Source organism: Cryobacterium sp. TMT2-18-2 (genome assembly GCF_004402245.1).
In the GTDB taxonomy this organism is placed as follows: domain Bacteria; phylum Actinomycetota; class Actinomycetes; order Actinomycetales; family Microbacteriaceae; genus Cryobacterium; species Cryobacterium sandaracinum.
Genome location: NZ_SOFU01000008.1, coordinates 1 through 11,677, shown reverse-complemented (window position 1 = coordinate 11,677; position 11,677 = coordinate 1). Strand labels below are relative to the sequence as shown.

Sequence of the window (11,677 nt, the reverse complement as noted above, 5' to 3'; positions counted from 1 at the left end):
TGCTTTTCCGGGAAACTGATAGCCAGCTATATGCCCCTGTGGGCATATAGCGACTGGGAAAGCGGTGTGAAAGCACCCGTGTCCGAGGGGTCCGGCCCATAGGATATGAGTATCTGTTTTACGAGTGTTTGCTCTATCACCGACTGAGAAGTCCGGATACAAACCAAAGGCCTCATGTCGGAAGCTGTTGCCGCACCCACGGTGCGCATTGTCAAGACCCGCCCGGGTGGCGATTCGAAAAACCCCACCACCGAGTATTCATCGCTGCTGCACACCGTGCGCAACCTTGGCCTGCTGAAGCGTGCCACGGGTTTCTACTGGTTCGTCTTCGCCATGCTGGTGCTCGCCACCCTGGGAACCGGGACCGCGTTCGTGCTGCTCGGCGACAGCTGGTACCAGCTCATCGTCGCGGGCGTGCTCGGCATCATCCTCACCCAGTACGCGTTCCTCGCCCACGAGGCGTCGCACCGCCAAGTGTTCGAGGGCGGCCGCGCGAATGACCGCGCCGGGCGCATCCTCGCCAACCTGTTCGTCGGCATCAGCTACGCCTGGTGGATGAACAAGCACAGTCGTCACCACGCTAATCCGAACGTCATCGGCAAGGACCCGGACATCGCCCCCGACTTCATCGTCTTCCGGGAAGAGGACGCAGCGAAGGTCAGCTGGCTCGGCTCGTTCGTCACCCGCAAGCAGGGCTATCTCTTCTTCCCGCTCCTGATGGCCGAGGGGTTCAACCTGCACGTGCAGGGTTTCAAAACCGTCTTCGGCAAGAAGAAGGTGGACAAGCGCTGGCTCGAGATCAGTATGCTGTCCACCCGCATCGTGCTCTACGTCGCCGCGATTTTCTACTTCCTCCCCGTCGGCATGGCGTTCGCGTTCATCGGCGTGCAGCTGGCCGTCTTCGGTGTCTACATGGGGGCGTCCTTCGCGCCGAACCACAAGGGCATGCCGCAGCTCCCCCACGAGAGCAAAGTGGACTTCCTTCGCCGCCAGGTGCTCACCTCCCGAAACATCCGCGGCGGCACGTTCATGGACACGTTCATGGGCGGGCTCAACTACCAGGTCGAGCATCACCTGTTCCCGAACATGGCCCGGCCGCACCTGCGCAAGGCCCAGGAGATCACCAAGGAATACTGCAAGACGCACGACATCCTTTACACGGAGACGTCTCTCTTCGAGTCCTACGGCATCGTCATCGCATACCTGAACAAGGTCGGACTCGGCGCTCGCGACCCGTTCGACTGCCCGATGGTCGCCCGTTTCCACCACCGGTAGATCGGCTGACGCACCCCGACAAGCCGTGAGCACAGCCCCTGTCCCCGTGCGGGAGAGGGGCTTTTCTCATGGATCGGCTACGGGTAGCAGGCCCGCCGCAGGCAAAGCTGGCCGTAAACTCGGTGGCATGTGGCTGCCCGGTGTGCTGGTCGCGGCCGCGGCCGCGCTGCTCGCCGGAATCGTACACGCGGTCTTCCCCGCCCTGCCGCTGCTCACGCTCGCTGTCACCTTCGGAATCGTCGCCGGTAATCTCCCGGCCGCCCACCGTGCGTTGACGGGAGTCCTTTCCCCGGGCCTGAAGCTCGCGGCCACCCGGTTCATGCGCATCGGCATCGTGCTGCTCGGCCTGAAGCTGAGCCTGGTGGACATTCTGGGCCTGGGCTGGATGACCATCATGACCACCGTCCTGATCGTGCTGATCACCTTCGTCGGCACCTACTGGCTCGGGCGCGCGGTTCGCCTGCCCGGCCGCCAACCGATCCTGATCGCCACCGGCTTCTCCATCTGCGGGGCGTCCGCGATCGGCGCGATGAGCGGGGTGGTCAAGGCGAAGGATGTCGACACCGCCACCCCGATCGCCCTGGTCACCCTCTGCGGCACGCTGGCCATCGCGGTGCTGCCGGTGCTGTGGCATCCGCTCGGTCTGACCGATCTGCAGTTCGGGCACTGGGTCGGCGCCGGCGTGCACGACGTCGGCCAGGTCGTCGCGACCGCGCAGATCGCCGGGCCCGCCGCGTTGGCCGTGGCCGTCGTCGTGAAGCTCACCCGGGTGCTGCTACTCGCGCCGATCGTCGCCGTCGTCGCCGTCGGCGAGCGCCGCCGCGAGACGCGCGTCGCCACGGTGACGGATGCCCCCGCGTTCCGCCCACCGCTCGTGCCCCTGTTCGTGGCCGGTTTCCTGGCCGCCGTTCTCGTGCGCACGTTCGTCCCGCTGCCGGACACCGTGCTGGCCGGCGCGGACACCGTGCAGACCTACCTGCTCGCGGCCGCGCTCTTCGGGCTCGGCGCCGCCGTGAACCTCGGTTCCATCCTGCGCACCGGAGGCAGGGCCCTCCTCGTGGGGCTGACCTCCTGGACGCTGATCGCCACCCTCGCCTTCGCCGCCGTGCAGCTGCCCTGAGCCGGTGTCAGCGGCTTCGTCCCGAACGAATTCGACGCCGATCAGCGCGGTGGCGCTCAGCGGCGGGAGAGCCAGCCCCCGGCCGCGGCGTTCGGCGCCCGGTTCAGGGCGAACCGCGGCGGAGCGGCTGCGGTGCCCGTGGTCAGGTCGGCGAGGATGCGCCCGACCGTCGGCGTGAACTTGAAGCCGTGGCCGCTGAAGCCGGCCCCCACGATCACGGGGCCCACCCGGTCGAGCACGAAGTCCTCGTCGGCCGTGGTCGTGTAGGTGCAACTGACCGGGTCGAGCGTGTCGGGGTCTGCGCCGGGCAGCCATTCGCGCACATAGCGCGCCAGGGCAGCCAGCTGAACGGGCTCGGGCTGGAAGCTGCGCGCATCGGGGTCGGTGCCGGGACCCACGCCGTGCCAGCCTGCCTTGATCCCCTGGCCGGGCGTGTACATGCCGTAGACCGGCGAGTACCAGTATCCGTAGCGCGGGTCGGACCAGGCGGGCGCATGGTTGAAGCCGGGCCACTCGGTCTCGGCGTGTGCGGCGGCGGCCGGGGAGGCGTCGCGCAAGGCGAAGTGCGCCGGCTGCTCCTGCGTCACCGTGAGGCGCGGAATCGGAATCACCCCGGCCAGCAGTGCGCTGGTCCACGCGCCGACCGTGACGACGGCGCGGCGGGCGATGATCGTGCCGGCCTCGTGGGTCACCCGCACCCGGTCGTCGCCCTGCACCTCCAGGCGCTGCACGCGGATGCCGTGCCGCACGTCGGCCCCGGCGGTGGCCGCGGCGGTCTGCAGGGCGGTCACCGCGGCATCCGCGTTCACCCGGCCGGCGTCGGGGGCGAACAGCACCCGGCCGTCGAAGCGGATTCCCGGCCAGCGTTCGGCTGCGGCCTCCGGCGTGAGGAACTCGGCGCAAAGGCCCACCCGGGCCAGCATTGCCGCCACTCGGTCGAACGACGGATTCGCCCCGTGATTGACGACGCCGACCTGACGCAGGAGTGTGCTCTGCGTCTCGGCTTCCAGCTCGCGCCAGAGCGACAACGCCTCGGCAAGCATCGCCACGTAGGTCGGTTCGGCGTAGGCGGTGTTGAAATTGCGGGAGGCGCCGTGCGAGGCACCGTTGAGGTGCCCGGGCGTGAACCGCTCCAGCACGGTGACCGGCCGGCCCCGCCGCGCCAGCTGCCAGGCCGTCGCCGACCCCATTGCCCCGCCGCCGATGACGACCGTCTCCACGCGCTCTTCCATGCCCTTATCCTGCCCGACCGGGCGGCAGGCGCGGGCACCGGGGCGGCCGCAAGTCGGCATCCGTTTCGCACTGTTACGCCCGTGTCCCGTCTCCCCGGCGATCATCGCTAACGTAAGGCCATGGCTGATCGCGAGTACGGTTTCAAGACCCGGGCAATCCACGCTGGGAACATCCCCGACGCCGTCACCGGCGCGCGGGCCCTGCCGATCTACCAGACCAGCGCATTCGTCTTCGATGACGCGTCGGATGCCGCCGCCCGCTTCGCCCTGCAGAAGTACGGTAACGTCTACTCCCGTCTCGCGAACCCGACCGTGGCGGCCTTCGAGGAGCGCGTGGCCAGCCTCGAGGGCGGGCTGGGCGCCGTCGCCACCGCCAGCGGCCTGTCCGCGCAGTACATCACCTTCGCCAGCCTCGCCGGCTCGGGAGACCACATCGTCTCCAGTGCCAACCTCTACGGCGGCTCGATCACCCAGCTCGACGTGACGCTGCGCCGGTTCGGGGTCGAGACGACGTTCGTGCGCAGCGCCGACGCGGCCGACTACGCCGCCGCGATCACCGAGAAAACCAAGCTGATCTTCGCCGAGACGGTGGCCAACCCCTCCGGCGAGGTCGCCGACATCGAGGGTCTCGCCGCCGTCGCCCACGCGGCCGGGATCCCCCTGGTGATCGACTCGACCATCGCCACGCCCTACCTGACCCGGCCGATCGAATGGGGCGCCGATATCGTGATCCACTCCGCCACCAAGTTCCTCGGCGGGCACGGCACCACTCTCGGCGGCGTCGTCGTCGAGAGTGGACGCTTCGACTGGCACAGCGACAAGTTCCCGCTGTTCGGCCAGCCGGTGCCCAGCTACGGCGGTCTCGAGTGGGCCGGCAACTTCGGCGAGTACGCGTTCCTCACCCGCCTGCGCGCCGAGCAGCTGCGCGACATCGGCCCGGCCCTCTCCCCGCACTCCGCGTTTCTGCTCGCCCAGGGCGTCGAGACACTGCCGTTCCGGATGCAGGCGCACGTGGACAACGCGCGCGCGGTGGCCGAGTGGCTCGACGCCGATCCCCGGATCGAGTACGTCAACTGGGCCGGGCTGCCGGCCCACCCGCACTACGACCGCGGCCTCAAATACCTGCCGAAGGGCCCCGGATCGGTCTTCAGCTTCGGCGTGAAGGGCGGCCGCGACGCCGGGCGAACCTTCATCGAATCGGTCGACCTGGCCAGCCACCTCGCCAACATCGGCGACGCCAAGACCCTGGTCATCCACCCGGCCTCCACCACCCATGCTCAGCTGAACGAGACCCAGCTCGCCGACGCCGGCGTGTTGCCCGGCCTGGTCCGCATCAGCGTGGGCATCGAAGACGTCGAGGACATCATCTACGACCTCGACCAGGCCCTTAGCCGGATTGCGGGGACCAGATGAGCGAGCACCACGTGAACATCGACGCCACCCCCGGCGCCACCCCCGACAGCGACGCCGCACCGGTCACGGATGCTACCGCGCACGACACCGTGCACCTCGCCAATGGGCTCAGTTGCTCAGTGCCCGCCGGTTCCCCCCTCGCGAAGCTGCTGAAATCCCAGCGCACCTGGGTGGGTCCCGACGCCAAGGCCCGGCTGAAGATCCTGCGGGCGGCGAAGTCCATCGCCATCGTCGGCGCGTCGCCGAATCCGGCCCGCTCCAGTTATTTCGTCGGTACCTACCTGCAGCAGTCGAGCGACTACCGGGTCTACTTCGTCAACCCGAACGCGACGACCATCCTCGGCGAGACGGCCTACCCGGACCTCACGTCGCTGCCCGAGGTGCCCGACATCGTCGACGTGTTCCGTCGCGCCGGCGACATCCCGGCCGTGATCGACGAGGTGCTCGCAATCGGGGTGCCCACCGTCTGGGTGCAGCTGGGCATCTGGAACCAGGAGGCCGCCGAATACGGCGAATCGCAGGGACTCACCGTGGTGATGGACCGCTGCATCAAGATCGAGCACGCCCGGTTCCACGGCGGGCTGCACCTCCTCGGGTTCGACACCGGCCAGATCACGGCGCGCAAAATCATCCGCTGATCCGTCCCCGGGGTGAAACCCCGGCACGGTTACGATGGTCGGATGACTGCGTATGTGTCGGCACTCGACCTCTTCTCCATCGGCATCGGCCCCTCCAGCTCCCACACGGTGGGCCCGATGCGGGCGGCGCTCACCTTCGCGGACCACCTTCGCGATGCCGGACTACTCGCCGACGTGGCCCGAATCGGCTGCTCGCTCTACGGCTCGCTCGGCTCGACCGGACTCGGCCACGGCACGCCCGACGCAGTCCTGGCCGGCCTCTCCGGGCTCCGCCCCGAGACCTGCGACCCGGATGACGTGCGCTCCGCCTGGTCCGGCCTGGCCGACGACGCCGTGCTGATGCTCGGCGGCAGCCATGCCATCCCCGTGCGAAAGGACGACGTGGCCTTCGAGGCGCGCACCCGGCTGCCCGGCCACCCCAACGCGCTGACCCTCACGGCCTGGGGGCACGACGCCGTCCCCCTGCTCGAGGAGACCTGGTACTCGATCGGTGGCGGCTTCATCCGGCGCGACGGCGACCCGATCGGTCCGAGCAGTGCCGTGCCACAGCCGCGGCAGTACTCCTCCAGCGCCGAACTCCTCGCCCTCTGCGACCTCTACGCCGTCGCCATCTGCGACATCGCCCGCGCCAACGAGGAGGCGATCCACGGGACCGAGACGCTCGACGTCGGCCTCGACGCAATTTGGAACGCCATGAGCGACTGCGTGGAGTCCGGGCTCGCGGCCACCGGAACCCTCCCCGGCGGCCTTCAGGTCAAGCGCCGCGCGGCGGCCGTGCGCATGCAGCTAGAGGAATATGACCGGCTGCCGTTGCGTGAACGCGACACCTCGACCGAATGGCTGCATGCATTCGCCCTCGCCGTCAACGAGGAGAACGCCTCCGGCGGCCGCGTGGTCACCGCCCCCACCAACGGCGCGGCCGGCATCATCCCCGCAGTCGGCCACTACTATCTGCGCTTCGTGCCCGGGGCGGATGCCGCGGGAATCCGTCGCTATCTGCTCACCGCCGTCGCCATCGGTTCGCTCGTGAAGGCCAATGCCTCCATCTCCGGGGCGGAGGGCGGCTGCCAGGCCGAGGTCGGCTCCGCTTGCGCCATGGCGTCCGGCGCACTCTGCGCCGTTCTCGGCGGCACGCCGCGGCAGGTGGAGAACGCGGCCGAGATCGCGATGGAGCACCACCTGGGCCTCACCTGTGACCCCGTCGGCGGGCTCGTGCAGGTGCCGTGCATCGAGCGCAACGCCATCGCCGCGTCGACCGCCGTGTCGGCGGCCCGGCTGGCCCTGCACGGCGACGGCACGCACCTCGTCTCCCTCGACGCCGTGATCGAAACCATGCGCCAGACCGGCCTGGACATGTCGACCAAGTACAAGGAGACCAGCGAGGGTGGCCTCGCCGTCAACGTGATCGAATGCTGACATCGCCACTCGCGCCCTAAGCTGGACGCATCCGCTCGGGGGCACGAACGGAACTTTCTGCGAGGGGGACATCCGATGAATTCTGCGCGACCGACAACCACTCCTGTCCGGGCGCGGGTCGCTCTGGCCGCCATGCTGCTGTTCCCGCTCGGCCTCACCGGGTGCGCCGGCGCCCCGGCTCCGGTGGTCACCGCGACGGTCACCTTCACGCCGACGCCCACTGCGACTCCCACACCCACCCCCACGCCGTCCCCCGAGCCCGAGGCCCCGGTTGTGCCGAATCCGACTATCACGCCCAACGCCGATGCCGTGCCCGTGGAGCCGCTGCCCGAGGGCCCGGCCGTCGACCTTGGCGCCAGTACGGGTGCCACCGGCGCCCCGGTCACCGATGGTGCGGGCGCCCCGACCAGCTACTCCGTGCTGGAGGGCGACGACTTCTTCGCCATCGCGCAGCGCTTCGACCTACCGGTGCAGCAGCTGTTGCGCATGAATCCGTCGGTGTCGGGTCTCGGTGAGAATATCTACATCCGGGACGTGATCAACCTCGACTGGACAACCACCGGGTAGCGCGCTCGGGGGTACGTTCCCAGCGTCTCGCTACGGCTCCGGTACGAATTCGACGGAGATTGTGGCCGCCGTAACGGCGGGGCCGGGACGCATGTGCCTTAGTGCGTCAGCAGGTTGATGCGCTCGATCAGGGTGATCGTGCGCAGCGAGTCCCGCGGGTCGACCGGGATCGGCGCCCCACGCAGGATCGCGTCGGCCAGACCGGTGTAGAACGCCGCATAGTTGCCGCGCTCGGTCGGCACCCGGGTCAGCGCGCCGTCCCGTCCGAGCACGCCCCAGGCGGACTCCGGGTCGACGCCGAAACCCGGGTCGGTCGGTCGGGCACCCGCCCCGAGGGCGGTCTCCTGGCCGTCGAGGCCCCACTTGGTGTAGCCCGCCTCGGAGCCGAGGACGTGGAAGCGCGGGCCGACCTGGGCGGCGATCCCGTTCATCCACAGGTGCGAGCGCACCCCCGACCCGTGGTGCAGCGCCACGAAGGTGTCGTCGTCGGCGGCCCCACCCGGGCGTCGAATGAGGGTCTCCGCGTAGACGTCGTCGACCGGGCCGAACAGTTGCAGGGCCTGGTCGATCAGGTGGGCGCCGAGGTCGAAGAGCACCCCGCCGCCCTGTTGGATGGTCGCGCCGACCTTCCACGACTTGGTCTGCTCCGGCTTCCACCATTCGAACCGGGACTCGAACCGGCGCACATCGCCCAGCGCCCCCGCGGCGACTAGGCCGCGCAGGGTGAGGAAATCGCCGTCCCAGCGCCGATTCTGGAACACGGTGAGCGGCAGGCCGAGGCTCACAGCCTTCTCGATCAAGCCGCGGCCGTCCCGGGCCGTCACCGCGAAGGGCTTGTCGACGACCACGGCGAGCCCGGCGTCGAGGGCGGCGTGGGCGAGTTCGACGTGCGTGCCCGACGGTGAGCCGATCACGACCAGGTCCAGGTCGTCCGCGGCGGCGAACAGGTCCTCGGCGGTCGACATCAGGCGCGCCCCCGGGTGACGCTCACCGGCCTGCTCTCGCCGCACGGGGTCGCGGGTGACGATCAGGTCGAGCGAGAACTCGGGGTTCGCGGCGAGGAGCGGGCTGTGGAACACGCGTCCGGACGTGCCGAACCCGATCAGTCCGGTGCGGATTGGGGCGACGGATGCTGGCGACTGCGTCATGCTCCCACGGTACTCCCGGTGCGGCCTCCGCCCGGCCCGCTACAGCCGGTCGACGCCGGTGACGCGCACGACGGCGGCGCCCAGCTCGTCGGAGTCGGCCAGGTCGACCGTGGCGCTGATGCCCCAATCGTGGTCCCCCGCCGGGTCGTCGAATATCTGCCGCACGGTCCAGACGGATGCGCCCTCGTCGAAGATGATCAGGTCCGCGCTGCGCGCATTCGCCCCGGTCAGCAGCTCGTCGTGCTCGGCGAAGTAGCCGTCCATGGCATCGACCCAGGCATCCGTGTGGAAACCGTGTTCCCGGTCGAGCTCGCCCAGCGCGTCGTAGTTCTCGAGCGCGGCCAGCTGCACCCGGCGGAAGAGCTCGTTGCGCACCAGGATGCGGAACGCGCGGGTATTGGTGGTCAGGCGGCGGGGCGCGGGCGGCAGCACCGACTGGGCAGCATCCGAGTGCACGGCGAGGTCCGGGTGGATGAGTTCCTCCCACTCGTCGAGCAGGCTCGAGTCGACCTGGCGCACCAGCTCGCCCAGCCACTCGATCAGGTCGAGCAGGTCTTCCGTCTTGGCGTCGTCGGGGATGGTTTGCCGGGCGGCCCGGTACGCATCCGAGAGATAGCGGAGCACGACGCCCTCGCTGCGGGCGAGCTTGTAGAAGGCCACGAACTCACCGAAGGACATGGCCCGCTCGTACATGTCCCGCACGACCGTCTTCGGGCTGAGCTCGAAGTCGGCGATCCACGGCTGGGATTCCTTGTAGGTGGTGAAGGTGACGTGCAGCAACTCCTCGAGCGGCTTCGGCCAGGTGATCTCCTCGAGCAGCGCCATCCGCTCGTCGTATTCGATGCCCTCGCGTTTCATGGCGTTCACGGCCTCGCCGCGGGCCGCGAACTGCTGGCCCATCAGCACCGGGCGCGGGTTGTCGAGGGTGGCCTCGACAATGGAGATCATGTCGAGGGCGTAGTGGCCGCTGCCGGGGCCGGCCACATCGGGGTCGGCGTCGAGCAGGTCGAACGCGGCGAGCGCGAACGGCGACAGTGGCTGGTTGAGGGCGAAGTTGGGCTGCAGGTCGACGGTGAGACGGATGTCCCCGGCCGCGCTTTGCTCCACGATCCCTGCCGCGCGCAGGGTCTTGTAGATCCCGAGGGCACGCCGGGCGTGCGCGAGCTGGCGATTCCAGGGTTCGTGGTTGTCGAAGATCAGGTCGTGGACGTGGGTGAACGCGTCGCCGCCGCGCCCGATGACGTTGATCAGCATCGCCGCGGTCATCTGCATGCTCGAGTGCATCGTTTCCGGCTCGGCCGCCACAAGCCGCTGGAACGAGGGCTCACCCCAGGACACGAAGCCCTCGGGCGCCTTCTTGCGGATGATCTTGCGCTTCTTCTTAGGGTCGTCGCCGGCCTTCTCGATGGCCTTGAGGTTGTCGGTTTCGTGGTCGGGCGCCTGGATGACGACGGTGCCGGCCGTGTCATAGCCGGCCCGGCCCGCGCGGCCCGCGATCTGGTGGAATTCGCGGGCGTTCAGCTGGCGCATCTTGACGCCGTCGTACTTGGTGAGTGCGGTGAAGAGCACGGTGCGGATCGGCACGTTGATGCCCACGCCGAGGGTGTCGGTGCCGCAGATGACGCGGAGCAGGCCGCGCTGGGCGAGCTGCTCGACCAGGCGGCGGTACTTGGGCAGCATACCGGCGTGGTGCACGCCAATGCCCATCCGGATCAGCCGGGACAGGGTCTTGCCGAAGCTCGTGGTGAAGCGGAACTCGCCGATCAGCTCAGCGATCGCCTCCTTCTGTCCCTTGGTGGCGACCTTGACGCTGCTGAGGGCCTGAGCCCGTTCGAGCGCGGCCGCCTGGGCGAAGTGCACGATGTAGATCGGAGCCTGCCCGGTCTTCAGTAGCTCCTCCACCGTTTCGTGCACGGGCGTGGTCTCGTAGTAGTAGTGCAGCGGCACCGGGCGCTCCACGCCCGTGACGACCGCGGTGGTCCGACGGGTGCGGCGCGAGAGGTCGTCGGCGATGAACGTGACGTCGCCGAGGGTCGCCGACATGAGGATGAACTGCACCCCGGGCAGGAGCAGCAGCGGCACCTGCCAGGCCCAGCCGCGGTCGGGGTCGCCGTAGAAGTGGAACTCGTCCATCACGACCTGATCCACAGGAGTGTCCGCACCGTTTCTCAGGGCGAGGTTGGCCAGGATCTCCGCCGTGCAGCAGATGATCGGGGCGTCGGAGTTGACCGAGGAATCCCCCGTCATCATGCCCACGTTCTCGGCGCCGAAGATCTCCACCAGCGCGAAGAACTTTTCGCTGACGAGGGCCTTGATCGGCGCCGTGTAGAAGGTGCGCTTGCCGGCCGAGAGCGCGGCGAAGTGCGCACCGACGGCGACCAGGGACTTACCGGTGCCGGTCGGGGTGCTGAGGATCAGGTTCGCCCCGGAGACGATCTCGATCAGGGCCTCTTCCTGCGCGGGATACAGGGACAGACCCTGCTCCCCCGCCCACGTTTCGAAGGCCTCGAACAGCACATCGGGATCGGTGACATGCGGGAGGGCGGTGAGAGTTGCCATGATCCTTCGATCCTGCCCTATTCCACTGGGCATCCGCTCCGCGCCCGGCGGCCGGGTCGGAACCGAGCAGGGTCTCTCCTCCGGCTGAGCGTGAACACAGGGACGATATGTCCGATCACCGCGGCCGTCACGGGCCATTGCGGAGGACTCACAGGCCGCAAATCTAGGCTGGCGACATGGCCAGCCGCGACGTTTCCTCGTCCTCACTTCCGACGTCGCCGACGCCTCCCGCGCCCGGGCCGCCGGCCCGATCGGCCTCGGCACGGCTCGGGCGGCCCGCGACGGCCGGCGTGGCCGCCGCACTGGCCG

General features: G+C 69.0%; 9 protein-coding genes. 6 read left to right on the top strand and 3 right to left on the bottom strand.

Features of this window, described 5'->3' with window-relative positions; translation table 11 throughout:
* The first annotated feature begins 174 nt into the window (after positions 1 to 174).
* Both E3O22_RS01835 and E3O22_RS01830 read left to right on the top strand, forming a co-directional pair.
* The gene (locus tag E3O22_RS01835) at positions 175 to 1,275 is read left to right on the top strand and encodes an acyl-CoA desaturase (RefSeq protein WP_134393848.1); all 1,101 of its coding nucleotides are present in this window, start codon (positions 175 to 177) and stop codon (positions 1,273 to 1,275) included.
* Between the two features lie 127 nt (positions 1,276 to 1,402).
* Entirely contained in the window at positions 1,403 to 2,395 is a 993-nt protein-coding gene (locus E3O22_RS01830) for a YeiH family protein (RefSeq protein ID WP_134393849.1), read from the top strand.
* Positions 2,396 to 2,451: 56 nt separating this feature from the next.
* Here E3O22_RS01830 and E3O22_RS01825 read toward each other — a convergent pair whose 3' ends face one another.
* The gene (locus E3O22_RS01825; RefSeq protein WP_134393850.1) at positions 2,452 to 3,627 is read right to left on the bottom strand and encodes an FAD-dependent oxidoreductase; all 1,176 of its coding nucleotides are present in this window, start codon (positions 3,625 to 3,627) and stop codon (positions 2,452 to 2,454) included.
* Between the two features lie 120 nt (positions 3,628 to 3,747).
* Here E3O22_RS01825 and E3O22_RS01820 point away from each other — a divergent pair, with 120 nt between their 5' ends.
* The 4 genes from E3O22_RS01820 to E3O22_RS01805 all read left to right on the top strand — a co-directional run bounded on the left by E3O22_RS01820 (position 3,748) and on the right by E3O22_RS01805 (position 7,661).
* Positions 3,748 to 5,040, top strand: coding sequence for an O-acetylhomoserine aminocarboxypropyltransferase/cysteine synthase family protein (locus E3O22_RS01820; RefSeq protein ID WP_134393851.1), 1,293 nt, complete (start codon positions 3,748 to 3,750; stop codon positions 5,038 to 5,040).
* Between the two features lie 119 nt (positions 5,041 to 5,159).
* The gene (locus E3O22_RS01815) at positions 5,160 to 5,678 is read left to right on the top strand and encodes a CoA-binding protein (protein ID WP_370448397.1); all 519 of its coding nucleotides are present in this window, start codon (positions 5,160 to 5,162) and stop codon (positions 5,676 to 5,678) included.
* Positions 5,679 to 5,720: 42 nt separating this feature from the next.
* Complete coding sequence (locus E3O22_RS01810; RefSeq protein ID WP_134393853.1) at positions 5,721 to 7,094, top strand: L-serine ammonia-lyase; 1,374 nt, start codon at positions 5,721 to 5,723, stop codon at positions 7,092 to 7,094.
* Between the two features lie 75 nt (positions 7,095 to 7,169).
* On the top strand, positions 7,170 to 7,661 hold the full coding sequence (locus E3O22_RS01805) for a LysM domain-containing protein (RefSeq protein WP_134393854.1): 492 nt from the start codon (positions 7,170 to 7,172) through the stop codon (positions 7,659 to 7,661).
* A gap of 98 nt (positions 7,662 to 7,759) precedes the next feature.
* On the opposite strand, the gene E3O22_RS01800 is transcribed toward E3O22_RS01805, so the two are convergent.
* The gene (locus E3O22_RS01800) at positions 7,760 to 8,809 is read right to left on the bottom strand and encodes a Gfo/Idh/MocA family oxidoreductase (protein WP_134393855.1); all 1,050 of its coding nucleotides are present in this window, start codon (positions 8,807 to 8,809) and stop codon (positions 7,760 to 7,762) included.
* A gap of 39 nt (positions 8,810 to 8,848) precedes the next feature.
* Positions 8,849 to 11,368: an RNA helicase gene (locus E3O22_RS01795; RefSeq protein WP_194085908.1), complete on the bottom strand. Its 2,520-nt coding sequence runs from the start codon at positions 11,366 to 11,368 to the stop codon at positions 8,849 to 8,851.
* Between the last annotated feature and the right edge of the window lie 309 nt (positions 11,369 to 11,677).

Bases quoted from the DNA above. Each gene is read 5' to 3' on its own strand.
- E3O22_RS01795 (WP_194085908.1), bottom strand. From the start codon at position 11,368: ATGGCAACTCTCACCGCCCTCCCGCATGTCACCGATCCCGATGTGCTG.
- E3O22_RS01820 (WP_134393851.1), top strand. From the start codon at position 3,748: ATGGCTGATCGCGAGTACGGTTTCAAGACCCGGGCAATCCACGCTGGG.
- E3O22_RS01810 (WP_134393853.1), top strand. From the start codon at position 5,721: ATGACTGCGTATGTGTCGGCACTCGACCTCTTCTCCATCGGCATCGGC.
- E3O22_RS01830 (WP_134393849.1), top strand. From the start codon at position 1,403: ATGTGGCTGCCCGGTGTGCTGGTCGCGGCCGCGGCCGCGCTGCTCGCC.
- E3O22_RS01800 (WP_134393855.1), bottom strand. From the start codon at position 8,809: ATGACGCAGTCGCCAGCATCCGTCGCCCCAATCCGCACCGGACTGATC.
- E3O22_RS01835 (WP_134393848.1), top strand. From the start codon at position 175: ATGTCGGAAGCTGTTGCCGCACCCACGGTGCGCATTGTCAAGACCCGC.
- E3O22_RS01825 (WP_134393850.1), bottom strand. From the start codon at position 3,627: ATGGAAGAGCGCGTGGAGACGGTCGTCATCGGCGGCGGGGCAATGGGG.
- E3O22_RS01805 (WP_134393854.1), top strand. From the start codon at position 7,170: ATGAATTCTGCGCGACCGACAACCACTCCTGTCCGGGCGCGGGTCGCT.